The sequence below is a fragment of the Corynebacterium sp. UBA2622 genome (assembly GCF_002339505.1).
GTDB lineage: Bacteria > Actinomycetota > Actinomycetes > Mycobacteriales > Mycobacteriaceae > Corynebacterium.
Map to the genome: position 1 here is coordinate 103694 of NZ_DDJO01000009.1, position 25133 is coordinate 128826.

Sequence of the window (25133 nt, forward strand, 5' to 3'; positions counted from 1 at the left end):
GGTATTCCGTCTGCTTTCTGTCGGATCGGGTGTCGTCTTAGAGGTTGGCCTGCTCGAGCTCGCCCGAGACGCGGGCGATGAGCTCCTTGCGGACAGACTCAACCGGGATGAGGTTCAACACCTCGTTGAAGAAGCCGCGGATGATCAGGCGGGTCGCCTCCTCCTCCGGGATGCCGCGGGAGCGCAGGTAGAACACCTGCTCCTCGTCGAAGCGGCCAACGGTGGCGGCGTGGCCTGCACCGGCGATCTCACCGGTCTCGATCTCCAGGTTCGGGATCGCGTCGGCGCGGGCGCCGTCGGTGAGCACCATGTTGCGGTTGGTCTCGTAGGTGTCGGTGCCCTGCGCCTCGGCGCGGATGAGGACATCGCCCACCCAGCAGGTGTGCGCGTCGGGCTTGTCGGAGGACTTCTGCCCCTGCAGAGCGCCCTTGTACAGGACGTTGGACCGGCAGTTCGGCACGGAGTGGTCCACCAGCAGGCGGTTCTCGATGTACTGGCCGTCGTCGGCGAAGTACACACCGGTCAACTCGGCGTCACCGCCCGGGGCGGTGAAGCTCACTCGCGGGGTGATGCGCACAACCTCGCCGCCGAAGGTGGTGACGGTGTGGCGCAGGGTGGCATCGCGGCCGAGGACGATCGCTTGGGCGCCGAGGTGCACCGCGTCCACCTCCCACTCCGCGTCCACGACCGCGTGGATGCGCGAACCGTCGCCGAGGACCCAGTTGACGTTGTCGGCGTGGGTACCGCTGCCTTCGTAATCCACAAGGACGGTGGCGGAGGAGTTCGCCCCGGAAGTTACCAGGATGGTGCCGAAGGTGGTCACGTCCGCGCCCGCGCCCGTGACCGTGATGGTGACGGGCTCGCTCAGCTGGGCGTTGTCCGGGATGGTGACAATGGTCCCGGAGGCCGCCGAGCTCCACGCCTGCGCGGCGACGCGGTCAACGGGGGCACCGGCGGCCCTGAGACGCTCGTCGTCGGGCGAAACCTTTTCGACGGTGACCTCGGACGGGCCCTCGACGGTGATCCGCGCCTCCGCGGCGGGCGCGAAGGTGCCGTTGTGGAGGCCGCGGATGCGGCGCAACGGGATGAAGCGCCACACCTCGTCGCGGCCGCCGGGGACCTCGAAGTCGTCGACGTTAAAGGAGGAGAAGAGGTCGCCCTTGTTGTTGTGGGGCGTTGCCGCCTTGACGGTATCTACCGAAGCTTGGGTCATTGCTTAACCCACCGATCCTTCCATTTGCAGTTCGATAAGACGGTTGAGCTCCAGCGCGTACTCCATCGGGAGCTCCTTGGCGATGGGCTCGACGAAGCCGCGGACGATCATCGCCATGGCCTCCTCCTCCTCGATGCCGCGGGACATGAGGTAGAACAGCTGCTCCTCCGAGACCTTCGACACCTTCGCCTCGTGGCCCAGGGTCACGTGGTCGTTTCGGATGTCGTTGTAGGGGTAGGTGTCGGAGCGGGAGATGTTGTCCACGAGGAGCGCGTCGCACTCGACGTTGGAGGCCGAGTGGTGGGCGTTCGGGTGGATCTGCACCAGGCCGCGGTAGGCCGCGCGGCCGCCGCCGCGGGCAACCGACTTGGACACGATCGTCGAGGACGTGTGCGGGGCCATGTGGTTCATCTTGGCGCCCGTGTCCTGGAACTGGCCCTCACCGGCGAAGGCGACGGAGAGAACCTCGCCGCGGGCGTGCTCGCCGGTCATCCACACAGCCGGGTACTTCATGGTCACCTTGGAGCCGATGTTGCCGTCGACCCATTCCATTGTCGCGCCCTCTTCGGCCTTGGCGCGCTTGGTCACCAGGTTGTAGACGTTGTTCGACCAGTTCTGGATGGTGGTGTAGCGGCACCGGCCACCCTTCTTGACGATGATCTCCACAACGGCGGAGTGCAGCGAGTCCGACTTGTAGATCGGGGCGGTGCAGCCCTCGACGTAGTGGACGTAGGCGTCCTCGTCGACGATGATGAGCGTGCGCTCGAACTGGCCCATGTTCTCCGTGTTAATGCGGAAATAGGCCTGCAGCGGGATGTCCACGTGGACCCCCGGCGGGACGTAGATGAAGGACCCGCCCGACCAGACCGCGGAGTTCAGCGCGGAGAACTTGTTGTCGCCGGCCGGGATGACCGAGCCGAAGTACTCCTTGAACAGATCCTCGTGCTCGCGCAGAGCCGTGTCCGTGTCGAGGAAGATGACGCCCTTTGCCTCCAGGTCCTCGCGGATCTGGTGGTAGACGACCTCGGACTCGTACTGCGCGGCGACGCCCGCGACGAGGCGCTGCTTCTCCGCCTCGGGGATACCGAGCTTGTCGTAGGTGTTCTTGATGTCCTCGGGCAGCTCCTCCCAGGAGGCGGCCTGCTTCTCGGTGGAGCGGACGTAGTACTTGATGTTGTCGAAGTCGATGTCGGAGAGGTCGGCACCCCACGTCGGCATCGGCTTCTTCTCGAACATCTCCAGGGCCTTGAGGCGCTGGTTCAGCATCCACTCCGGCTCGTTCTTGATCCCGGAGATGTCGCGGACGACATCCTCGCTCAGGCCGCGACGCGCGGAGGCGCCGGCAACGTCGGAATCGTGCCACCCGTAATTGTAGGCACCAATGGACTCGATGATTTCGTCGTCGTTCATCGGCCGTTCCAGGCCGGGTGCGGGAGTAGGTGTTTCAGTCACGTTCTCCGCTCCTTTCAGGTAAAGACCTGGCCGGCGTAACCGCAGCCAGGGGAATGTTGGTCGTGCAGATGCCGTTGCCGTCGGCGATGAGCGCCAGCGGCTGAACGTGCCTCCCGACAAGTGCCGAAATGGCTTCGTGCTCCGCCTCGCAGATCTCGGGGTGCTCGGCGGCGACGGAGGCGACCGGGCAGTGGTGCTGGCAGATCTGGATTCCGGATCCGGCCCGCGTCACTGTCGCAGCGTACCCGTTGTCGTCCAGGGCCCCGGCGAGTTCCCGGGCCACCTCTTCGACTTCCTCGCCGGCGGGGTCGGCGACACCCTCCACACCGGCGAGGATCTTGCGGATCCTCTCCCGGGCAAGGGCCCGCACAGCCTCGTCGCCGCCGATCTCCCGGATCACACCGAGCGCATCGGCTGCAAGTGAGTCGTAGCTGCTGCCGAACTGCTCCCGGCCGGTGTCCGTGAGGCGGTAATGCTTCGCGGGGCGTCCACGGCCCGCGCCCTCACCGGCGACGGCGTGGCGGCCGCAAGTCTCGGCGAAGCCCTCGTCAACCAGTTTGTCCAGATGGCGCCTAACGCCCGCGGCGGAGAGCCCGAGGGACTCCCCGATCTCGGACGCCGTGACGGGGCCGAGCTTGAGCAGCAGCGACATGACCTCACGCCGGGTGTCGCCACCGACAGCGCGCGGCTGGCTGACCTGCTCCTGCCGTTGCGTCATATCCTCACCTCTCTCCGACTCCCGCCACGGTGGGGTGTGTTCTTCCGCACACTTCCACCGCCATCTTTTTACAACACTAGTGTGCCGTTATTCATTCCACCCTCCCGGGGCACCCCCTCCGATACACTGTGCTGCCGTGAGACCCCCCCGCCTTCCCGCCGCCCCCGCCGTCGCCGGGGTGCTCCCCCGCATGGGTCGGCCCGGGTCGCGATCCGCCGAGCTGCACGAACGGCCGCGGGGAGGGGTGACGCGCGCCCGGGCGTCGATAAGCGAACTCAACCGTTTCTCGCTGCTCCGCTGGCTGGGTGTGGTGGGCACCCTGCTGATGGGGCTGGGCGGGCTCGGCGGTGGCGCGCTGCCCGTCGTGGGAAACCCGTACGGGCAGTTGCCCGGCGGGGCGTTCATGGGCAGGATGCTTCAGGCCTCCTCCGCGATCGTGCTGCTTGGCATCGGCCTGCTGGTCACCGCCTGGCTGCTCATGGGCCCGTTTGTCGGGGCGGGCCGCGCACCGGCGCGCGTGCGCACCGGTGTCCTGCTGCGCACGTTCGTGGCGTGGGTGATCCCGCTGCTGTTCACAGCCCCCCTTTTCACCCAGGACATCTACTCCTACCTGGCCCAGGGCTCGATCGTGCGCCAGGGCCTGGACCCCTACGCCGCGGGCCCGGTCGAGATCCTCGGCACGGAAAACCACCTGGCCCGTTCCGTACCGTTCATCTGGGCCCACTCTCCGAGCCCCTACGGTCCGGTGGCCCTGGGCGTCGCCGCGGTGATTTCCCGGATCACCGGCGACTCGATAATCCTCGGCGTGCTGGCGCACCGCGCGGTCTCACTGCTCGGCATAGCGGCGGCAATGTGGGCCGTCATCGCCCTTTCGCGGCGCTGCGGTGTGGCCACGGCGGCCGCGGTGTGGCTGGGATTTCTCAACCCGCTCACCCTGCTCCACCTCATCGGGGGCATCCACAACGAGGCCCTGCTCCTCGGGTTCGTCCTCGTCGGGCTGGAGCTGGGGCTGCGCGGTATCGACGCGCTCCGCGCCGACCGCCGCCGCGCCACCCTCCTGATCACCGCGTCCGGCGCGCTCATCTCGTGCGGGGGAATGGTCAAGGTCACGGGTTTCATCGCCCTCGGATTCACGGGCGCTGTGCTCGCCCGCGCGCTGAGGCGCCGGTTCGGGGTGTGGGCGCTGCCCGCTGCCGCGGCGGTGCAGTCCCTGCTTCTCGTGGCCACCGTCGCCCTCGCCTCCCTGCTCACCGGAATCGGATTCGGCTGGGTCACCGGGCAGGGCGGGGCCGCGACCATCCGCAGCTGGCTGTCGGCCACCACAGATCTCGGTGTGGCCGCGGGGTTCGCGGGCATGCTCCTCGGGTTGGGGGACCACACTGACGCGATGATGACCTTCACGCGCGGCACGGGGCTCCTCGTCGCCGCCGCGTTCATGGCCCGCATGCTCTGGGCCACCTACCGCGGGACGATTCACCCGGTGGGAGGGTTGGGCGTCGCCACGCTGGTGCTCGTCGTCCTGTTCCCCGTGGTCCACCCCTGGTACCCGCTGTGGGCGATCCTCCCCCTCGCCGCGTGGGCGAACCGCTTCGCCTTCCGCGCCGCCGTCGCGGCCTACTGCGCGACGTTCAGCTTCCTCGTACTCCCCCGCGGCCTCGCGCTGCCACCCGGCACCGTGTTCACCATCTACGCCTCCACGGCCCTCTGCTTCGCCGTGCTCGCGGCCCTGTCGTGGGTGTGGTACATCCGCCGCGGCCGGCGGAGCCTGAACTGAAGCGGCGGGGCGTTGCACCTGTAGAGCGCCCGGAAGGGTCTAGACTGACACGCCATGAGTACAACTTTTGGCGGAGAGACGCCACCCACTTCGTCCGACGCGCTGGTGGTGGATAACGTCACCAAGAAGTTCGGGCCGAAAACGGCCGTTGACGGCATGTCCTTCACCGCCCGCCGCGGCGAGGTACTGGCCCTCCTCGGGCCGAACGGCGCAGGCAAGACCACCACGGTGGAGATGTGCGAGGGGTTTCTCTCCCCCACGTCCGGTTCCATCTCGGTGCTCGGCCTCGACCCCGTCTCGCGCCCCGAGCAGGTGCGTGAGCGCATCGGCATCATGCTCCAGGGCGGGGGTTCCTACTCCGGCATCAAGGTCCGGGAGATGCTCGAGCTCACCGCGTCCTACAACGAGGACCCGATGGACATCGACTGGCTCATCGAGCTCCTTGGGCTGGGGGGCGTGGAAAAAACCACGTATCGACGTCTCTCCGGCGGCCAGAAGCAGCGCCTGTCCCTGGCCCTCGCCATGATCGGCCGGCCGGAGCTGATCTTCCTGGACGAGCCCACCGCCGGGATGGACGCGCAGTCCCGCCTCGCGGTGTGGGACATCATCTCCGCGATGCGCCGCGACGGCGTGACGGTGCTGTTGACGACCCACCTGATGGACGAGGCTGAGGCTCTGGCGGACAAGGTCGTCATCGTGGACCAGGGCAGGGTCGTGGCCCAGGGCACCCCGGCCGAGTTGACCAGCCACGAGCGCTCCCCGCTCGTTTCCGTCGAGACCGCTGAGGCGCTCGATCTGGCGCGCCTCAACGCGGCACTACGCAGCCACGGGGTCACCGCCGAGGCCTCCCGCCCGCTCCACTACCAGGTGGGTGGTTCCGCTACCCCGGAGGTCATCGCCGAGATTGCCGACGAGGCAGCCGCGCAGAACGTGCAGATCCGCGAACTCGGCGTGTCCCACCGCAACCTCGAGGATGTCTTCCTGGACATCACCGGACGCGAACTAAGGAGCTAACACCATGGATGTCTCTACCGGCACCTTCACCCCGCGCCCGCGCCGCGCCCCCCTCGCCCGCATGGCCCTCGCCCAGGGGAAGATTGAGGCGAAGCTCATGCTCCGGCACGGCGAGCAGCTGCTCATCAACGTAGTTGTGCCCGCCGCCCTGCTCATTGCCGCGGCGAAGCTGCCCATCTTCGGCTCACGGGGGAGCCTGGACCACATCGTGCCGATGGTTTTCGCCGTCGCCGCGAGCAGCGCGGGCTTCACGGGCCAGGCGATCTCACTGGCCTTCGACCGCCGCTACGGGGCGCTGAAGCGCGCCGGTGCCTCGGGTGTACCCGCGTGGACCATCATCGCCGGCAAGATCCTCGGCGTCCTGGCCACCGTGGTGGTCCAGATCGCGGTGCTGGGCGCGATCGCGCTCTTCCTCGGCTGGCACGTCGGCATCGCCGGCGCCCTCGCGGGCCTGGTCGCGCTGCTTCTCGGTGTGGCCGCCTTCACCGCCCTCGGCCTGCTCATGGGCGGCACCCTCAGCTCCGAGCTCGTGCTCGCGCTGGCCAACCTCATCTGGCTCGTCCTCATGGGTGTGGTCGGCTGGGTCGCCTACTCCGGTGGCATCGCCGACGCCGGCTGGTGGAACGCCGTGCCCACCGTGGCTCTGGCGGGCGCGCTGACCCAGGCCCTGCACCTGGCCTTCAACCCGGCGGCGTGGGGTTCCCTCGTCGCGTGGGCCGCGGCCGCGATGGTCGCGGCGACGCGCTGGTTCCGCTTCGACGACTGACGGGAACCCGACGGCGTACGGCGCCGATTCGATGACGACGTTCGCGGTGCCGTCCGTTAAGCTTGACCTCGAACTTAAGTTGGATTGGAAGGCACCGGTACCGCAGTGAGCACCACGACAAACTCGCCGACACATTCACCCCGCGAAGATCGCGCGAAAGGCGGTGCCTGGGCCCACCCGAGCATCGGCATGCAACGCCTTCTCGCGCTCCTTCTGCTCATCGGGCAGGGCGGAATAACCGTGACCGGGTCCCTTGTGCGCGTCACCGGATCCGGGCTGGGCTGCGACACGTGGCCGCTGTGCCACCCGGGTTCGCTGGTCCCCGTCGCCGGGGCCGCTCCGTGGGTGCACCAGGCGGTTGAGTTCGGCAACCGCATGCTCACCTTCGTCCTCACCGCCGTCGCGGTGGCGCTTCTGGTGGCGGTGTTCCGCGCCGGGCGCCGCACAGAGGTCAAGGCCCTCGCCGTCGCCTCCGTCCTGGGCATCGTGCTCCAGGCCGTCATCGGCGGCATTTCCGTGCTCGTCGACCTGCGCTGGTGGGTCGTCGCCCTGCACTTCCTGCCCTCGATGATCCTCGTGTGGATCGCCGCCCTGCTCTACATGCGCGTCGCGGAAAACGACGGGGCAGCCCCGCAGCGGCGCTACGCCCCCGGCGCCCGCGCGCTCACCGTCGTGGCGGCCCTGGCGCTGTGCGTCGTTTTGGTCACCGGCACCATGGTCACGGGCTCGGGCCCCCACCCCGGCGACTCGGGAGTCGGAATGGAAGGCCGCCTCAACATGGACACCAGGCTTCTCGCCTACACGCACGCCGTGTGCATGTACGTCTATCTGATCTCCACCCTCGTCACCGTCTACATTTTGCGCCGCAGCAACGCGCCGAAGGATGCCTACCGCACCGCGCTTGTCCTCGTAGCCATGATCGTGGTCCAGTGGGCCATCGGAGTCACCCAGTTCCGTCTTGGCGTGCCACGTTGGACGGTTCCGATGCACATTGCGATGTCCTCGGTGGTGGTCACCTTCAGCTCCTTCCTCTTCGCCCACGGCGTGCGCAGGCTGCCGCTTCTGGTGCCCGACAAGGCGAAGGAGGCGTAGAAAAGGGCGCCACGCTTGGCGACGCCCCCACCCGGCCCGTGTCCCCTCATCGGGGCGCGGGCCTACATCATGTCCGCGATGGTCTGCAGCCCCAGAACCGCGTCCACGGACAGGGCGAGGAAGAGCACGGCCAGGTAGTTGTTCGACAGGATGAAAAGTTTCAGTGGCTTGACCTTGACGCCGCGCTTGACGTCGTTGTGCAGGCGCGTCGCCATGACCAGGAACGCGGCGCCGGAGGCCAGGGCGACCCCGAGGTAGATCCACGAGGCCGCGGGGATGAGCGCCAGTGAGGTGGCCACGGTGACCCAGGAGTAGATGAGGATCTGGCGCGTCGTGTGCTCCGCCGAGGCCACCACGGGAAGCATGGGAACCTCCGCCTTGGCGTAGTCGTCGCGGTACTTCATCGCCAGAGCCCACGTGTGCGGGGGCGTCCAGAAGAAGATGATGAGGAACAGGACGACGGCCTGCCACCAGCGGTCGGGTGTGCCGTCATGGACGTTGTCGCGGATGACGGCCCAGCCGACGAGCACGGGCATGCAGCCTGCTGCACCGCCCCAGATGACGTTCTGCCAGGTACGGCGCTTCAGCCACTTGGTGTAGACGAAGATGTAGAACCAGTTGGTCAGAGCGATGAAGAACGCCGCGAGCCACGAGTGGCACAGCAGGCCCAGCCAGAGGATGCTGACCACCAGGAGCGTCCAGGCGAACACGGTGGCGCTCTGCTTGGTCACCTTCGCGCGGACCAGCGGGCGGGCGCGGGTGCGGCCCATTTTCTGGTCGATGTCGTAGTCCGCGACCATGTTGAAGGTGTTCGCCGCCCCGGCTCCCATCCAGCCGCCGAGGAGCGTCGCCAGGATCAGCCACACGTTGACACTGCCGCGGTCCGCCTGCAGCATGGCCGGGATCGCCGCGACGAGAAGGAGTTCAATGACCCTCGGCTTGGTTAACGCGAAATAGGCCTTGATGGTCTCCAAAAAAGTACTCCTCTACACGTAACGGTAGCGATCGCGCCCGTGGCGCGGCGTCATTTTCCGGCTGGCGCGCGGTCGCCTGCTCCGTAAGTAGTCGGACGGCAGGCGCACAAAGTTCCGCGGGTGCTCAACCCTTTGGTTGATGGTAGTGCGCGGAAGGGTCGTTCAACGAATTGAACACGCCCTGCCGGGGACGCGTCCACAACCGGTGCCGGGCGTTCCGGCCGGCCCTGGGGGCACGGCACCCGGTGAAGGGTTAGGCTGGGTGCGTACATGCGCCGATGCGCCTGGGCCGTAGAGCCACCAAGCAGGTGCGAACAAAAGTGAGGAAATCTTGACTCTGTCCCCCGAACTCGAAGCCATGACCGTCCGGAACTACCCGGATGATTGGACCGACACCGACACCCGTGCTGTGGACACCGTGCGCGTCCTGGCCGCCGATGCCGTGGAGAAGTGCGGCTCCGGCCACCCCGGCACCGCGATGTCCCTCGCACCGCTCGCCTACACCCTCTACCAGCGAGTGATGAACATCGACCCGCGCGATCCCCACTGGGTCGGCCGCGACCGCTTCGTTCTCTCCAACGGCCACTCCTCCCTGACCCAGTACATCCAGCTTTACCTGGGTGGCCTCGGCCTGGAGATTGAGGACCTGAAGACGCTGCGCACCTGGGGCTCCAAGACCCCGGGCCACCCGGAGTACAACCACACCGCACACGTCGAGATCACCACCGGCCCACTCGGTCAGGGCCTCGCCTCCGCCGTGGGCATGGCGATGGCCGCGCGCCGCGAGCGCGGCCTGTTCGACCCGGAGGCGCCGGAGGGCGAGTCCCCCTTCGACCACTTCATCTACGTCATCGCGGGCGACGGGTGCCTCCAGGAGGGCGTGACCTCCGAGGCTTCCTCCCTCGCCGGCACCCAGCAACTGGGCAACCTCATCCTGTTCTGGGACGACAACCGCATCTCGATCGAGGACGACACCCGGATCGCCTTCACCGAGGACGTGCTGAAGCGCTACGAGGCCTACGGCTGGCAGACCCTCACCGTCGAGTCCGGGGAGGATGTGGTGGCGATTGAGGAGGCCGTCGCCAAGGCGAAGGCGGAGACCGGCCGCCCGTCGATCATCCGCGTGAAGACCGTCATCGGGTACCCCGCACCGAACCTGCAGAACACCGGTTCCGTCCACGGCTCCGCGCTGGGTGCCGAGGAGGTCAAGGCCGTCAAGCGCGAGCTCGGTTTCGATCCCGAGGTCGCCTTCCCCGTCGAGGACGAGGTGATCACCCACACCCGCAAGCTCGTCGAGCGCTCCGCCGCCAAGCGCGCGGCGTGGGAGGAGAAGTTCAGCGCCTGGGCAGAGAGGAACCCGGAGAACAAGGCTCTCCTCGAGCGCCTCACCGCGCGCGAGCTCCCCGAGGGCTGGGACGCCGGGTTCCCCACCTGGGAGCCGGACGCGAAGGGCGTGGCCACCCGCAAGGCCTCGGAAGCAGCCATCCAGACCGCCGCCGCGGCCCTGCCCGAGCTGTGGGGCGGCTCCGCCGATCTGGCCGGCTCAAACAACACCCTGATCAAGGGTGCCGCCTCCTTCGGCCCCGAGGCCATCACCACCGGCATGTTCACGGCCGAGCCCTACGGGCGCAACCTGCACTTCGGCATCCGTGAGCACGCCATGGGCTCGATCATGAACGGAATCGCCCTCCACGGCGGCACCCGCGTCTACGGCGGCACCTTCCTCATTTTCTCGGAGTACCTCTACCCCGCCATCCGCGTCGCGGCCCTGTCCGGTATCGACGGCTACTACGTGTTCACCCACGACTCCATCGGTCTCGGAGAGGACGGCCCGACCCACCAGCCCGTTGAAACCCTCACGGCGCTGCGCGCGATCCCCGACCTCGCCGTGATCCGCCCGGCGGACGCCAACGAGACCTCGGCAGCGTGGAAGGCCGCCCTCGAGGGCCGCGAGCAGCCCAAGATCCTCGCGCTGTCCCGCCAGAACCTCCCGGTGCTCGAGGGCACCCGCGAAAAGGCCTTCGAGGGTGTCGCCCGCGGCGCCTACGTGCTGGTCGAGGGCTCCCGGCCGATCCCCGACGTGATCCTCATGGCCACCGGCTCCGAGGTGCAGTACGCGGTCGAGGCCGCCCGCATGCTGGAGGAGGAGGGCACCGCCGCCCGCGTCGTCTCCTTCCCCTCCATTGAGTGGTTCCTCGAGCAGGAGGACGACTACATCGAGTCCGTCCTCCCGCGCGAGGTGAAGGCCCGCGTCTCTGTCGAGGCCGGCGTGGCCATGCCGTGGCACCGCTTCACCGGCGACCACGGCCGCAACGTCTCCCTGGAGCACTTCGGCGCCTCCGCCCCCGGCAGCGAGCTGTTCGAGCGGTTCGGCTTCACGGCCGACAACGTCGCCGCCGCAGCCCGGGAATCCCTCGAGTCCGCCCGCAATTCCTAGGAAAGGCCAGAAACGATGACCTACATCGACGAACTCTATGAAATCGGCACCTCCACCTGGCTGGATGACCTCTCCCGTGACCGCATCACCAGCGGCAACCTCGACGAGATCCGCGCCTCCAAGTCCATCGTGGGCGTGACCACCAACCCGGCCATCTTTGCCAAGGCGATGTCCGGCGGCAACGCCTACGACATCCAGCTTGACGAGCTCAAGGCTGCGGGCTCGAAGGTCGACGAGGCCGTCTACGCCATGAGCGTCAAGGACGTCCAGGACGCCTGCGACCTCTTCGCCGACGTCTTCGCCCGCACCGACGGACGCGATGGCCGGGTCTCCATCGAGGTGGATCCCCGCTACGCCGCCGACGAGGAGCGCACCGTCGCGCAGGCGAAGGAGCTGTGGCGCCTCGTCGACCGCGAGAACGTGATGATCAAGATCCCCGCGACCGACGAATCGCTGCCGGCCATCACGGCCGCCCTGGCGGAGGGCATCTCCGTCAACGTCACCCTCATCTTCTCGGTGGACCGCTACAGGCAGGTCATCGAGGCATACAAGGAGGGCATCCGCCAGGCCAAGGCCGCCGGGCGGGACGTTTCCGCGACCCACTCCGTCGCCTCCTTCTTCGTCTCCCGCATGGACACCGAGGTGGACAAGCGCCTCGAGACGATCGGCACGGACGAGGCGCTGGCGCTGCGCGGAAAGGCGGGGATCGCCAACGCCCGTCTGGCGTACCAGCTCTTCGTGGACGAGTTCCTCACCTCCCCCGACCTGCCGGCGGGTGCCCACAAGCAGCGCCCCCTGTGGGCCTCCACGGGCGTGAAGAACCCCGAGTACCCGGCGACCATGTACGTCACCGAGCTTGCGGGGCCGCACACCGTCAACACCATGCCTGAGGCGACGATCGACGCTGTCCTCGAGCTTGGCGGTCTTCACGGTGACACCCTCTCCGGGTTCGCGGGTGAGGCGCAGGAGGTCTTCGATCAGCTCGAAAGCGTCGGCATCGACATGGACGATGTGGTTCGCGTACTCGAGCGCGAGGGCGTGGACAAGTTCGTCGACGCCTGGCAGGAGCTGCTGGACTCCATGCTGGAGAACCTGGGCTGACCCGCTTCGGCCCCACCCACCGAGTTCGAGAGGCACGCCGATGGCACAGTTCGACCGCACGAACCCGGCCCCGGGCACGGGGCCGCAGCCGGCCAATCCGCTGCGCCCGTCCGATGACACCCGCCTGCCGCGCATCGCCGGCCCCTCCGGGTTGGTGATCTTTGGCGTGACGGGCGACCTCGCCCGGAAGAAGCTCCTGCCGGCCCTGTACGACCTGGCCAACCGCGGCCTGCTGCCCGCCGGGTTCACGCTCGTCGGGTTCGGCCGGCGGGAGTGGACCGACCGGGACTTCCGGGACTACGTGCGGGGGGCCGTCGAAAAGCGCTCGCGCACGCGCTTCAACGACAACGTCTGGGAGCGCCTCTCGGAGGGCATGCACTTCGTGCAGGGTGCTTTCGGCGACGACGGCGCCTTCGACAACCTGGCGGGGCTCCTGGGGGAGATGGACCGCACCCGCGGAACCGCCGGAAACTGGGCCTACTATCTCTCCGTGCCCCCGGACTTCTTCTCCGCCGTGATCCACCAGCTGGACCGTTCGGGGATGGCGGAAGCCGGTGAAAACCAGTGGCGGCGCGTGGTGATCGAGAAACCGTTCGGGCACGACGCCGAGTCCGCGCGCGAGCTTAACGAGGTGGTCAACCAGGTCTTCCCCGAGCACGCGGTGTTCCGCATCGACCACTACCTGGGCAAGGAGACCGTGCAGAACATTCTGGCGCTGCGCTTCGCCAACCAGCTTTTCGAGCCGATCTGGAACAACCACTACATCGACCACGTGCAGATCACCATGGCCGAGGACATCGGCCTGGGCGGGCGCGCCGGCTACTACGACGGGATCGGCGCCGCACGAGACGTGATCCAGAACCACCTCATCCAGCTCATGGCGCTGGTGGCGATGGAGGAGCCCGCGTCCTTCTCCCCGCGCCAGTTGAAGGCCGAGAAGCTCAAGGTTCTGCGCGCAACGTTCCCCGTCGAGCCCTTCGACGAGACGACCGCGCGGGGGCAGTACGCGGCCGGGTGGCAGGGTTCGGAAAAGGTCCCCGGGCTGCGGGAGGAGGAGGGTTTCGACCCGGCCTCGACCACCGAGACCTTCGCCGCCTGCACCCTGCAGATCAACTCCCGGCGCTGGGCGGGGGTGCCCTTCTACCTGCGCACCGGCAAGCGCCTCGGCCGACGCGTCACGGAGATTGCGCTCGTGCTCAAGCGACCGCCCTACCAGCCGTTCCAGCCCGGGCAGACCGAGTCGCTGACCAACAACGCCGTGGTGCTGCGCATCCAGCCCGACGAGGGAGTGCTCATGCGTTTCGGGTCGAAGGTCCCCGGGTCGACAATGGAGGTGCGCGACGTGAACATGAACTTCTCCTATTCCGAGGCTTTCACCGAGCAGTCCCCGGAGGCCTACGAGCGTCTCATCCTCGACGCGCTTCTGGACGAGTCGAGTCTCTTCCCCACCAACGAGGAGGTGGAGCGCAGCTGGGAGATCCTCGACCCCGTCCTGGAGCATTGGGCCGCGCACGGGAGGCCGGAGGACTACCCGGCGGGCACCTGGGGGCCCGAATCCGCCGACCGGATGCTCGGGGCCACCGGGCGCGTCTGGCGCAGGCCGTAGAAGGGACGGAGCCGAGCATGAAGATCACCTTGAACAACACCTCCACGAGGGAGATCGCGGAGTCGCTCCTGCACGGCCAGGAGCTGTTCTCCCTGGCCACGGGGCGGGTGCTGACGCTGCTGGTTGTGGCGCGGGCGAGCGACGACCTCGACTCGGTCCTCCTCACGGTGCGGGAGGCCACCCGGGAACACCCCGCGCGCGTCCTCGTCCTCGTCTGCGGCGACCCTGCCGCGGCGACGTCCATCGACGCCGAGGTGGTTCTCACCGCCGAGGCGGGCGCCTCCGAGATGGTCGTGATGCACCTCGCCGGGGAGCTCGTTGGACACCCCGCCTCCGTCGTCACCCCCCTCCTCCTGCCCGACACGCCCATTGTCGCCTGGTGGCCCACCGCCGCTCCGACCACGCCGGCGGACTCCCCGCTCGGCGTCATCGCCCAGCGCCGCATCACCGATGCCTCCCGCGAGGACCCCGGCTCCGCCCTCCTGCGGTTGAACGGGGGCTACGCGGCCGGGGATTCGGACATGATGTGGTCGCGCATCACCATGTGGCGGGGCAACGTCGCCGCCGCCCTCGACCACAACCCGGGGGCGGCGATCCGCTCGGTGCGCATTATCGGGCCCGCCGACGACCCGAGCGTCGACCTCGCAGCCGGCTGGCTGGCGAGCTGTCTCCGCGTCGATGTCGAGCGCCGCTTCACCACCGGGCGCTGTCCCATCGTGCGTAATGTGCCCATTACCGAGCTCGTCATCGAGCGCGACGACGGTGCCGTGACCGTCTCCGTCATTGACGAGCGCACCGTCCGCGTGTCCTCGCCCGGCCTGCCCGACTCCCACGTCGCCATGACCGCGCGCACTGACGCCGAATGCCTCGCTGAGGAGCTGCGCCACCTCGACCCCGACACCGCCTACGCCCGCGCGCTCGCGGGCCTGGAGCACGTGATCACCCCCTGACCTGAAAGGACGCGCCCGCCATGGTCGACGTTTCCACCCATCCCGACCGCGCATCGCTTGTCGACGACGCCGCCACCCGCCTCACCGAGCTTTTGGCCACCATCCATTCCAACCCCGCGGGCGGTGTCAACGGCGACGGCGACGCGCGCGTGGTGGTCACGGGCGGAACCGCCGGCGTGGAACTGCTCCGCGCGTTAAGGGAACGCAGCATCGACTGGTCGCGCGTGCACGTTTTCTTCGGCGATGAGCGCAACGTGCCCGTGAGCGACTCGGATTCGAACGAGGGGCAGGCCCGCGCGGCACTTCTCTCCCACATTCCGATTCCCGTCGACCACGTCCACGGGTATGCGCTCACCGGTGGGGAGATGGAGGCCGCGGTGGAGCGCTACGGCGACACGCTGGGGCGCCTCGCCCCGCGGGGCTTCGACCTGCATTTGCTGGGCGTGGGCGAGGAGGGCCACATCAACTCCCTCTTCCCCCACTCCCCGGCCCTGGCGGAGCGCGAGCGCCTGGTGGTCTCTGTCAGCGACTCCCCGAAGCCGCCCGCGGAACGGGTGACGTTGACCCTCCCCGCACTGGAGAGGTCCGAGCGGGTGTGGTTCCTTGTTTCGGGAGAGGAAAAAGCGCGGGCGGCCGGACAGATCGCCCGGGGTGGGGACCCGGCGCAGTGGCCCGCCGCCGCAGCGCGCGGGCGACGCGAGACCGTCCTGTTCATCACGGATGATGCCGCGGGCGAGCTGCGTTAACCCTCGCCGCGGCCAAAGGCCCCCGCCCGAAACCGGGCGGGGGCCTTTGGGGCGGTGCCTAGACCGAGAAGGACTGGGCCAGGTTCAGCCCGATGATGCACGTGATCCAGATGACGCCGATGATGATGGTGTATCGGTCCAGGTTCTTCTCGACGATCGTCGAACCGGAAAGGTTGGACTGAACGCCACCACCGAAGAGACTGGAAAGGCCACCGCCCTTGCCCTTGTGCAGCAGGACGAAGACCGACATCAGGACCGATGCGATCACCAGGATGATCTGAAGGGCCAGAACCATGTGGGATGTTCCTCCACTTTCTTCGGAAGCTTAACCTGACTCAGCGTACACCATCTATTTCACGGAGTTGGCCGCCGCCGCCGCGAGTCGGGCGAAGTCCTGCCCGTCGAGGGAGGCGCCGCCCACCAGGCCGCCGTCGACATCCGCCTCCGCAATGATCTCGCCTACGGTCTCCGTCTTCACGGAACCCCCGTAAAGGATCCGGGTGCCGGCGGCCGTCTCGGCGTCGGAAAGCTCGGCGAGCACACCACGGATGGCGCGGCACACTTCCTGCGCGTCCGCGGCCGACGCGACCTTGCCGGTGCCAATCGCCCACACGGGTTCGTAGGCGATGACGATGCGGGACAGCTCGGCGGCGCCCAGGCCGGCGAGGGACTCCCGCGTCTGCGCGACGACGTAGTCGACGTGGCGGCCCTCCTCGCGGACCTCAAGGGGCTCGCCGACGCAGACGATGGGGCTCATCCCGTGCTCCAGTGCCTTCTTGGCCTTGGCGGCAACGAGACCGTTGTCCTCGCCGTGGTACTCGCGGCGCTCCGAGTGGCCGACAACCACCCAGGAGCAGCCGAGCTTTTCCAGCATGGAGGCGGAGATCTCCCCGGTGTAGGCGCCGTTGTCGTGCGCCGAAACATCCTGCGCACCGTAGGTGATGGCGAGCTTGTCACCCTCGACCAGGGTCTGCACGGAGCGCAGATCCGTGAAGGGGACGATCAGGGCGACGTCGACGTACTCGTAGCCCTCCTTGGGAAAGGCGAACGCGAAGCGCTGGGCACTGGAGATGGCCTCGAGGTGGTCGTGGTTCATCTTCCAGTTGCCCGCGATGAGGGGTGTGCGTGCCATGGTGGACTCCTTTGCTTGCTCTACTCGCTGACGACGGTCACGCCCGGCAGTCCCTTGCCCTCGATGAGCTCGAGGGAGGCTCCGCCGCCGGTGGAGATGTGGGAGAACCCGTTCTCGTCGAGCCCCAGGGTGCGCACGGACGCGGCGGAGTCACCGCCGCCGACAACGGTGAAGGAACCGTTGTCCGCCGTTGCCGCGATCATCGCCTGGGCGACGGCCTTGGTGCCGTCCGCGAAGTTCGGGAACTCGAAGACGCCCATCGGGCCGTTCCAGAACACCGTCTTGGAGTCCTTGATGGCCTCCGCGTAGTTCTTCGCCGTCTCCGGGCCGATGTCGAGGGACATCCACCCCTCCGGAATGTCATCCAGGCCGACGATCTTCTTCTCCGCGTTCTTGTCGAACTCGGGCGCGACCGCGAGGTCGACCGGGAGGAGGAGCTTGTCACCGTAGCGTTCGAGCAGCTCGCGGCAGGTCTCCACCATGTCCTCCTGCAGGAGGGACTTCTGCACGTTGTGGCCCTGCGCGGCGAGGAAGGTGTAGCACATGCCGCCGCCGATGATGACCCTGTCCGCCTTCTCGGCGAGCGCCTCGATCACACCCAGCTTGTCGGAGACCTTGGAGCCGCCGAGAACGACCACGTACGGGTGGGAGGGGTTGTCCTTCACGCTGCGCAGCGCCTCAACCTCCTTCTCCACGAGGTAGCCCGCGTAGGCGGGGAGATCCTTGGCGACATCGAAGACGGAGGCCTGCTTGCGGTGCACGACACCGAAGCCGTCGGAGACGAACGCCCCGTTATCGGCCGCGAGGTCGGCGAGCTCCCGGGCGAAGGCGGCGCGCTCCGCCTCGTCCTTGGAGGTCTCGCGGGCGTCGAAACGGACGTTCTCGAGCAGGAGGATTTCTCCCTCGTTGAGCCCGTTCGCGCGCTCGTGGGCATCCTCGCCGCTGACGTCACCGGCGAGGGCGACGAACTGTCCGAGCCTCTCGGACAGCGCCTCGGCCACGGGCTTGAGGGAAAATTCCGGCTTCACCTCACCCTTCGGGCGGCCGAGGTGGGCCATGACGATGACCTTCGCTCCGCCCTCGAGAAGCGCCTTGAGGGTCGGCAGTGAGGCGTCGATGCGCCCGGGGTCGGTGATGTTGCCCTCATCGTCCAACGGGACGTTGAAGTCGGAGCGCACCAGGATGTGGCGGCCGTCGACGCCGTCGTCGAGAAGCTGCTGCAGGGTCTTCAGAGCCATCTAGATCTCCTTGTTGTCGGGTGGAATGGGTGGAGCCGAAAAAGGGCGGGGCCGCAGCCCCGCCCCGTGGATTACTTGAGCTTCTCGGCGACCGTGCGGGTGAGGCGGATGTACTGCTCGGTGTAGCCCCACTCGTTGTCGTACCAGGAGATGATCTTCAGCAGGTTGCCGTCGATGACCTTCGTCATGCCGGCATCGAAGATGGCGCCCTCGTGAGCCCCGATGATGTCGGAGGAGACGATCGGGTCCTCGGTGTAGCGCAGGGCCTGACCGAACTTGGGGTCGGAGGCGGCCTCCTTGACGGCGGCGTTGACCTCCTCGACGGTGACATCCTTGCTCAGCGCCACGGTGAGGTCGGTGGCGGAGCCGGTGATGGTGGGCACGCGCATCGCGAAACCGTCCAGCTTGCCCTGGAGGTTCGGGAGGACCAGTGCCACCGCCTTGGCGGCGCCGGTGGTGGTCGGCACAATGTTCTGCGCGGCGGCACGGGCGCGGCGGAGGTCCTTGTGGGGAGCGTCCTGCAGGCGCTGGTCGCCGGTGTAGGCGTGGATGGTGGTCATGAGGCCGGAGACGATGCCGAACTTCTCGTCGATGACCTTGGCCACCGGGGCGAGGGAGTTGGTGGTGCAGGAGGCGGCGGAGATGATGGTCTCCTCGCCGGTGTAGTCGTCGTCGTTGACACCCCAGACGTAGGTTCCGTCGACGTTCTTGCCCGGAGCGGAGATGATGACCTTCTTGGCGCCGGCGTCGATGTGCGCCTTGGCGTCCTCGCCCGTGCGGAACTTGCCGGTGCACTCGAGGACGATGTCCACGCCAGCGTCACCCCACGCGAGGTTGGCCGGGTCCTTCTCGGCGGAGACCTCGATGCGCCTGCCGTCGATGGTGATGGACTGCTCGTCGTACTCGACGTCGCGGCCGAGCGGGCCGAACGCGGTGTCGTACTTGGTCAGGTGGGCGAGCGTCTTGTTGTCGGTGAGGTCGTTGATCTTCACCACCTCGAGCTCGTCCGAGTACTTCTCGAGGATAACGCGCAGGGATGCGCGGCCGATACGTCCGAAGCCGTTGATGCCGATACGGGTAGTCACTAAATTTCTCCTTAGCGGTAGAACGTTCGCGTGGGTTTCACGTGCTATCACGGAGACAAGAAGCGCGCCGGCGCGGGCGGGGCGCGGTAAAACGCCTCCCGGGCGCGCCCGGAAAGCTCCTTGGCTCGTCTGTTCCCAGTGTAGCGGCGCGACCGGCACCTCGCAGAGCGCGCAGCCCGGCCCGGGGCCGGGGAGGAGGCCTATCCCTCCAGCTCGGAGGGGTAATTAGACCCGGTGCTTGGCGAGTCCCCTTCCCCCGCCCCGGAGTCGAGCACCTCATGCGTGTCCGCGATGCCGAGCTCCTCGGCGCGCTTGTCCGCCAGCGAGAGCAACCGGCGAATCCGACCCGCCACCGCGTCCTTGGTCATCTGCGGGTCGGCCAGGCGGCCCAGCTCCTCCAGCGAGGCATGGCGGTACTCCACGCGCAGGTACCCGGCTTCGGCCAGGTGCTCTGGCACGTCGTCGCCGAGGATCTCCATCGCGCGCTCCACGCGGGCCGCCGCGGCCGCAGCCGCTTGGGCCGAGCGGCGGGTGTTGGCGTCGTCGAAGGTGGCCAGGCGCTGCCCGGTCTTGCTGCGCAGCTGTTTCGTGCGACGTTTCTCGTCCCACTCCAGCCGGGCGCGCGGCGCGCCCATCCTGCTCAGGAGCACCCCGATCGATTCGCCCTCGCGGATGTGCACCCGCTCGGCACCCCGGGTTTCCTTCGTCTTCGCACCGACCCCCAGGCGCCGCGCCAGCCCGACGAGGGCCAGCGCCGCCTCCTGGCAGGGGCTCAGCACCTCCAGGGCCGAGCTGCGGCCCGGCTCCGTCAGCGTGCCGCGGGCGAGGAACGCCCCCCGCCAGGCCGCCTCCACCTCGAGCATCGTGCCCGAAATAATCTGGCGCGGCATTCCCACCACGGGGTGGCCCGAGGAGGTCACCAGGCGCAGCCGGCGCACCGCCTCCCTCGCGCCCGATTCGACGCGGACCTGGTACGTCGTCTCGCGCGTGGCGGAACCCGGGGTGAGCGTCTGAATCCTCGATTCCACCCCACCCAGCTCGTCGAGGGCCGCCGCGAGCCGCTTGGCGACGCCCGGCTCGGCGAAGTCGGCGACGATCACCAGCCCGCGCGGGGTGGCCTCGTACTCCGCGGCGAAGCGGATGAGGGCGGCGGCCTCGGCCATGCGGGCATCGAGGGAGGCGACGTCGACGCTCAGCAGCTCGTCCTTCACCTTCTGGGTCAGTGACACCGCCGTACCTCCTGTGTGAGTCGTGAGAAACGTAGCAAGTCTAGCGGCCGTCGTAGAGGTCCAGAATCGCAGCCGCCACCTTGGCGGGATCGTGCCTGTTGACCACGCCGCCAACCTCGTCGGTGTGCACGTCCCTGTAGGCGATGCGCCCGCCGACGCTCTCCGCGGTGCGGCGCAGGTGGAGCCGCTCCCCCTCCGTCGGGCTGATGTGGTTGTCGGCGACGAAGTAGTCGACCTTCAGCGACGGCGCGTGCTGGGAAAAGACGTGGATGTGGCGCTCGGTGGTGAAACCCTGGGTCTCCCCCGCCTCCGGGGAGAGGTTGAGCAGGACCGTCACCATCGCGTCCGTCTCGTTCAGGGCCGTGACCACATCGGGGACCAGGAGGTGGGGAATGACCGAGGAGAACCACGAACCGGGGCCGATGGTGACGATGTCCGCCTCCCTGATCGCGTCGATGACGAGCGGGTTCACGGGGGGGTTCTCCGGGAGCAGGCGCACGCGGCGGACGGTGCCCGGCGTGGTGGCCACCGCGACCTGGCCGCGCACGGAGCGGAGGACACGGGGGTCGTCGTCAAGGCCTGCGACGTCCGCCTCGATGTCCAGGGGCTGATTGCACACCGGTAGGACACGACCGGCCGAACGTGTCCACCGCGAGATGGTGTCCAGGGCCTCCTGTACGCTGCCGAGTTCCTCCGTGAGGCCGGCGATGAGGAAGTTGCCCAGGGCGTGGCCCGCCATCGCGCCGTGGCCGCCGAAGCGGTGCTGCAGGGTGGTGCGCCAGAGGTCTCCGTCGTCGTCGTCGCGGGAAAGGGCGGACAGGGCCATGCGCAGGTCGCCGGGCGGGATGATGCCCATCTCCCGGCGCAGGCGCCCGGAGGAGCCGCCGTCGTCGGCGACGGTGACCACGGCGTTGATGTCGTCCGCTCCCGCCTCGCGGGCGGCGAGGAGGGTCTGGTAGAGGCCGTGGCCGCCACCGAGGCAGGTGAAGGTGAGAGAGCTCATGTTTGTATCCAGGGGTCGGGGGCGGCTAGTGGCGCTCGAGGTCGCGGTGCAGGACGCTGACGTCGACACGGCCCTGCTCGCGCAGCTTGGCCGCGATCGCTTCGGAGACGGCGACGGAGCGGTGGTGGCCCCCGGTGCACCCGATGCCGACGGTGATGAAGTCCTTGCCCTCGTGGCGGTAGCCGCCCAGCATGGAATTCAGCAGGGCGACGACGTTGTCCACGAACTCCCCCACCCCCGGTTGGGAGAGCACGTAGTCGGAGACGGGCTTGTCCACACCGCGGAATTCGCGCAAACCCTCGATCCAGTAGGGGTTGGGCAGGAAGCGGACGTCGAGCACGATGTCGGCGTCGCGCGGCGAACCGTGCTTGAAGCCGAAGGACTCCACGGTGACGTGCTGCCTGTCCCCCGGCAGCTGCCCGACCGACGCCTCCACGGCGCGGCGCAGGTCGTGGACGGAGAGGTTGGAGGTGTCGATGATGACGTCGGCGGCGTCGCGCACCGCCGCCAGCTCCGCCCGCTCGCGCTCGATGCCGGCGTGGAGGGTCTCACCGTCCTGCAGCGGGTGAGTGCGGCGGACGCTGTCGAAGCGGCGGATGAGGACGTCGTCGCGCGCCTCGAGGAAGAGGACGAAGGGGTCGTAACCGCGCCCCCGGATTTCTTTCACCGTGCCCAGCAGCGAGCCGTTGAACATGCGCGCGCGGACGTCGGTGACGAAGGCGAGGCGGCTGACCGGTGAGTCGTCGGCGGCAGCGAGGTCGATGAGCTCCAGGATCATCTGCGGAGGCAGGTTCTGTGAGACGAAGTAACCCTTGTCCTCGAAGACCTTCGCCGCCGTGGAGAGGCCTCCCCCGGACATGCCGGTGATGATTATTGGACGGATGACTGGATCGCGCGACATGCAGCCCATCCTAACCGCACCCGCCCACCCGCCCGGGCCGTTTCGGTCTCACCCCCGGGTGAGGTGCTCGTGGATCGTCTCGGCGAGTTTCGGGCCGACACCTTTGACCTGCTGTATCTCATCCACGCTGGCCTCGCGGATCTTCTGCACGCTGCCGAAGTGCTTGACCAGGTCGGTGCGCCGCGCCGGGCCGAGGCCGGGAATGCCGTCGAGGGCGGACGCGCGCATCCGCTTCGAGCGCTGCTGCCTGTGGTAGGTGATGGCGAAGCGGTGCGCCTCGTCGCGGATCTGCTGCATGAGGTACATGCCCTCGGAGTTGCGGGGCAGGATGACGGGCTCGTCGTCGTAGGGAACCCAGACCTCCTCGAGCCGCTTGGCCAGGCCGACGAGCGCGACGTCGACGATGCCGAGCTCGTCGAACACCGCCTGCGCGGCGTTTACCTGCGGTTTGCCGCCGTCGACGATGAACAGCTGCGGCGGGTAGGCGAAGCGGCGGGTGCCCGTAGTTTCCACATCGGGGTCGTCATCGAAAACGTCCTCGTCCGGGGTGAGCAGCTTGTCCTCGTTGTAGCGGCGGAACCGGCGCCGCGTCACCTCCGCGATGGAGCCGACGTCGTCGGAGCGGCCCTCACCGGCGGCCTCGCGGATGCGGTAGCGGCGGTAGTCCGACTTCTTCGGCAGACCGTCCTCGAAGACGACCAGGGAGGCGACGACATCCGTTCCCTGGATGTGGGAGATGTCGGTGCACTCTATGCGCAGCGGGGCCTCCTCCAGGCCGAGCGCATCCTGGATGTCCTGCAACGCCTGCGAGCGCGCGGTGAGGTCACCGACGCGCTTGAGCTTGTGCTGGTGCAGCGCTTCGGCGGCGTTCTTGTGCACCGTCTGCATCAGCGCCGCCTTGTCACCGCGCCGGGGAACGCGTACGGAGACGGGCCCCCCGCGCAGCGACTCGAGCAGCTCGGTGACCTCGCCCGGCTCCTCCGGCATCGCCTCCACGAGGATGTCGCGTGGGACCGGGAGCTCGGGGCGGGCGGCGGCGTGGGATTCCTGATCCACGCCGCGCCGGCGCACCTTCGACTCGAGCAGCTTGCGGTCCTCCGCCTCCTCCTGCTTCGCCCGTTCGACGGCGTCGGAGTAGTACTGCACCAGGAAGTTCTGCACGAGTGTGGGCAGCGCCGGGTCGGCCCTGCCCTCCTCGAGGCGCTCCATGCTGCCCGGCTCGTCACCGGTCTTTTCCACGACCCAGCCGCGCTGCGCCCGGATGCGGCCGTCGCGGACATTGAAGATCTGGACCGCGGCCTCCAGCTCGTCGGTGGTGAAGGCGATGACGTCGGCATCGGTGCCGAGCGGCAGGACGACGGTCTGGCGCTCCATCACCTTGTTCAGGGCCCCGAGGTCGTCGCGAAGCCTCGCGGCCTTCTCGAACTCCAGATTCTCCGCGGCCTCGCTCATGCGACGGTTCAGCTCGCGCACCACCGCGTCCGTGCGGCCGGTCATGAAGGCCATGAAGCCCCGCACGGTCTCGTCGTACTCGGCCTCGTCGACGCGGCCGACGCACGGGGCGGAGCACTTGTCGATGTAACCGAGCAGGCAGGGCCGCCCGAGCGCCTCGTGGCGGTTGTACACGCCGTTCGAGCAGGTGCGGATGGGAAAAACGCGCGTGAGCAGGTCGAGGGTCTCCCGTACCGCCCAGGCGTGGGAGAAGGGGCCGAAGTAGCGCACGCTCTTACGCCGGGGGCCGCGGTAGAAGAAGGCGCGGGGGAATCGCTCCCCCACGCTGACCGCGAGCATGGGGTACGTCTTGTCGTCGCGGTACATGACGTTGAACCACGGGTCGAAGCGCTTGATCCACGTGTACTCGAGCTGCAGCGCCTCCACCTCGGAGGACACCACGGTCCACTCGACGGAGGCGGCGGTGAACACCATCTGGCGGGTGCGCGGGTGGAGCTGCTGGGGCGGCTGGAAGTAGTTGTTCAGCCGGGCCCGGAGGTTCTTCGCCTTGCCCACGTAGACGACGCGCCCGCTCGGGTCGCGGAACTTGTAGACACCGGGCTCCGTCGGGATGGTCCCGGGCGCGGGGCGGTAGGTCGCGGGATTTGCCACGTCGCCGCTAGTCCTCCGGCATGTACTTGGCCTCGAGGCGGCGGAAGTCGTCCACCGCCTTGAGGGCGCGTTCCCTGTCACCGGACTGGATGGCCCAGAGGGGGACGAACTCGAAGTCGGGCAGCTCGAGCCGCGCCATGCGGGAACCGCGGGGGAAGGACAGGCCGTAGATCACGAGCCACGGGTAGAAGCGGGTGCCGATGATGTTGCGCACCTCGACGCCGTCCTCGTTGGCTCGCACGCGGGGCCGGGTGAGCACGATCCACGAGAGGATGCTGATGATCACGCCGATGCCGGGGAACGCGAACTTGTCCACCGCGGTGATGGTCAGGCCGGTGAACTGCACGTCGAGGACGGCCGACATGAAGATGTGCACGGCCATGACGACGATGACCCACACGATGGCGACCCGCCGGAGGAAGGCGGAGCTGATCTCCAGCTCCCAGGGCTTGGTGGTGACGACGGCGTGGGGGTCAGCCGCGTTCAGGTATTCCAGCTCGCGGTTGCTCAGCCTGTTGCCCTCGGTCACTTTGTTTTCACTCCACATCGCCGCGCGGGTAGGTACTTCTTTCGGTTGATAGTAGCCCCTGCCCGCGATT

General features: G+C 68.2%; 22 protein-coding genes. 9 read left to right on the forward strand and 13 right to left on the reverse strand.

The genetic code is table 11. The features are described from left to right. Nucleotides 1-37: 37 nt before the first annotated feature. Genes sufD through B3611_RS03120 form a run of 3 tightly spaced genes read right to left on the reverse strand, consistent with a single transcriptional unit; the run spans nucleotide 38 to nucleotide 3383 of the window. A complete protein-coding gene (sufD, locus tag B3611_RS03110) occupies nucleotides 38-1213 on the reverse strand; it encodes a Fe-S cluster assembly protein SufD (RefSeq protein ID WP_291313610.1) in 1176 nt (391 codons plus the stop codon). Between the two features lie 3 nt (nucleotides 1214-1216). Then, nucleotides 1217-2623: a Fe-S cluster assembly protein SufB gene (sufB, locus tag B3611_RS03115; protein WP_291313803.1), complete on the reverse strand. Its 1407-nt coding sequence runs from the start codon at nucleotides 2621-2623 to the stop codon at nucleotides 1217-1219. A gap of 34 nt (nucleotides 2624-2657) precedes the next feature. Further along, nucleotides 2658-3383, reverse strand: a complete 726-nt coding sequence (locus B3611_RS03120) for a helix-turn-helix transcriptional regulator (protein ID WP_291313611.1) — start codon at nucleotides 3381-3383, stop codon at nucleotides 2658-2660. 190 nt (nucleotides 3384-3573) lie between these two features. Here B3611_RS03120 and mptB point away from each other — a divergent pair, with 190 nt between their 5' ends. The 4 genes from mptB to B3611_RS03140 all read left to right on the forward strand — a co-directional run bounded on the left by mptB (nucleotide 3574) and on the right by B3611_RS03140 (nucleotide 8029). Beyond that, on the forward strand, nucleotides 3574-5157 hold the full coding sequence (gene mptB / locus B3611_RS03125) for a polyprenol phosphomannose-dependent alpha 1,6 mannosyltransferase MptB (protein WP_291313804.1): 1584 nt from the start codon (nucleotides 3574-3576) through the stop codon (nucleotides 5155-5157). A gap of 54 nt (nucleotides 5158-5211) precedes the next feature. Further along, nucleotides 5212-6171: an ABC transporter ATP-binding protein gene (locus tag B3611_RS03130; RefSeq protein WP_291313612.1), complete on the forward strand. Its 960-nt coding sequence runs from the start codon at nucleotides 5212-5214 to the stop codon at nucleotides 6169-6171. Between the two features lie 4 nt (nucleotides 6172-6175). Continuing rightward, the gene (locus tag B3611_RS03135; RefSeq protein ID WP_291313613.1) at nucleotides 6176-6937 is read left to right on the forward strand and encodes an ABC transporter permease; all 762 of its coding nucleotides are present in this window, start codon (nucleotides 6176-6178) and stop codon (nucleotides 6935-6937) included. 189 nt (nucleotides 6938-7126) lie between these two features. Further along, complete coding sequence (locus B3611_RS03140; protein WP_291313614.1) at nucleotides 7127-8029, forward strand: COX15/CtaA family protein; 903 nt, start codon at nucleotides 7127-7129, stop codon at nucleotides 8027-8029. A gap of 62 nt (nucleotides 8030-8091) precedes the next feature. Here B3611_RS03140 and B3611_RS03145 read toward each other — a convergent pair whose 3' ends face one another. Continuing rightward, nucleotides 8092-9003 (reverse strand): heme o synthase, encoded by a 912-nt coding sequence (locus B3611_RS03145; protein ID WP_291313615.1) that lies wholly within the window; start codon nucleotides 9001-9003, stop codon nucleotides 8092-8094. Nucleotides 9004-9361: 358 nt separating this feature from the next. Between B3611_RS03145 and tkt the strand changes: the two genes are divergently transcribed. From tkt to pgl, 5 genes are read left to right on the forward strand one after another with little or no spacing between them, the layout of a single operon-like run. After that, complete coding sequence (tkt, locus tag B3611_RS03150) at nucleotides 9362-11440, forward strand: transketolase (RefSeq protein ID WP_291313805.1); 2079 nt, start codon at nucleotides 9362-9364, stop codon at nucleotides 11438-11440. A 15-nt stretch (nucleotides 11441-11455) separates the two neighbouring features. Next, complete coding sequence (gene tal, locus B3611_RS03155) at nucleotides 11456-12541, forward strand: transaldolase (RefSeq protein WP_291313616.1); 1086 nt, start codon at nucleotides 11456-11458, stop codon at nucleotides 12539-12541. A 40-nt stretch (nucleotides 12542-12581) separates the two neighbouring features. Continuing rightward, nucleotides 12582-14147, forward strand: coding sequence for a glucose-6-phosphate dehydrogenase (gene zwf / locus B3611_RS03160; RefSeq protein ID WP_291313617.1), 1566 nt, complete (start codon nucleotides 12582-12584; stop codon nucleotides 14145-14147). A 17-nt stretch (nucleotides 14148-14164) separates the two neighbouring features. Beyond that, nucleotides 14165-15097: a glucose-6-phosphate dehydrogenase assembly protein OpcA gene (locus B3611_RS03165; RefSeq protein WP_291313618.1), complete on the forward strand. Its 933-nt coding sequence runs from the start codon at nucleotides 14165-14167 to the stop codon at nucleotides 15095-15097. Nucleotides 15098-15117: 20 nt separating this feature from the next. Continuing rightward, complete coding sequence (gene pgl, locus B3611_RS03170) at nucleotides 15118-15843, forward strand: 6-phosphogluconolactonase (RefSeq protein ID WP_291313619.1); 726 nt, start codon at nucleotides 15118-15120, stop codon at nucleotides 15841-15843. A 58-nt stretch (nucleotides 15844-15901) separates the two neighbouring features. Here pgl and secG read toward each other — a convergent pair whose 3' ends face one another. From secG to B3611_RS03215, 9 genes are all read right to left on the reverse strand, one after another. After that, a complete protein-coding gene (secG, locus tag B3611_RS03175) occupies nucleotides 15902-16138 on the reverse strand; it encodes a preprotein translocase subunit SecG (protein WP_291313620.1) in 237 nt (78 codons plus the stop codon). Nucleotides 16139-16192: 54 nt separating this feature from the next. Continuing rightward, nucleotides 16193-16975 carry a triose-phosphate isomerase gene (gene tpiA, locus B3611_RS03180; protein WP_291313621.1) on the reverse strand — a complete coding sequence of 261 codons (783 nt, stop codon included), beginning with the start codon at nucleotides 16973-16975 and terminating at the stop codon, nucleotides 16193-16195. Nucleotides 16976-16995: 20 nt separating this feature from the next. After that, nucleotides 16996-18213: a phosphoglycerate kinase gene (locus B3611_RS03185; protein ID WP_291313622.1), complete on the reverse strand. Its 1218-nt coding sequence runs from the start codon at nucleotides 18211-18213 to the stop codon at nucleotides 16996-16998. Between the two features lie 71 nt (nucleotides 18214-18284). After that, nucleotides 18285-19298 carry a type I glyceraldehyde-3-phosphate dehydrogenase gene (gap, locus tag B3611_RS03190; protein WP_291313623.1) on the reverse strand — a complete coding sequence of 338 codons (1014 nt, stop codon included), beginning with the start codon at nucleotides 19296-19298 and terminating at the stop codon, nucleotides 18285-18287. 200 nt (nucleotides 19299-19498) lie between these two features. Further along, nucleotides 19499-20527 (reverse strand): DNA-binding protein WhiA, encoded by a 1029-nt coding sequence (whiA, locus tag B3611_RS03195; RefSeq protein WP_291313624.1) that lies wholly within the window; start codon nucleotides 20525-20527, stop codon nucleotides 19499-19501. Between the two features lie 40 nt (nucleotides 20528-20567). Then, on the reverse strand, nucleotides 20568-21530 hold the full coding sequence (locus B3611_RS03200) for a gluconeogenesis factor YvcK family protein (RefSeq protein ID WP_291313625.1): 963 nt from the start codon (nucleotides 21528-21530) through the stop codon (nucleotides 20568-20570). Between the two features lie 25 nt (nucleotides 21531-21555). After that, nucleotides 21556-22431 carry an RNase adapter RapZ gene (rapZ, locus tag B3611_RS03205; protein WP_291313626.1) on the reverse strand — a complete coding sequence of 292 codons (876 nt, stop codon included), beginning with the start codon at nucleotides 22429-22431 and terminating at the stop codon, nucleotides 21556-21558. Between the two features lie 48 nt (nucleotides 22432-22479). Further along, nucleotides 22480-24534 carry an excinuclease ABC subunit UvrC gene (gene uvrC / locus B3611_RS03210; RefSeq protein WP_291313627.1) on the reverse strand — a complete coding sequence of 685 codons (2055 nt, stop codon included), beginning with the start codon at nucleotides 24532-24534 and terminating at the stop codon, nucleotides 22480-22482. 7 nt (nucleotides 24535-24541) lie between these two features. Continuing rightward, on the reverse strand, nucleotides 24542-25081 hold the full coding sequence (locus tag B3611_RS03215) for a PH domain-containing protein (RefSeq protein ID WP_291313628.1): 540 nt from the start codon (nucleotides 25079-25081) through the stop codon (nucleotides 24542-24544). Nucleotides 25082-25133: the final 52 nt, after the last annotated feature.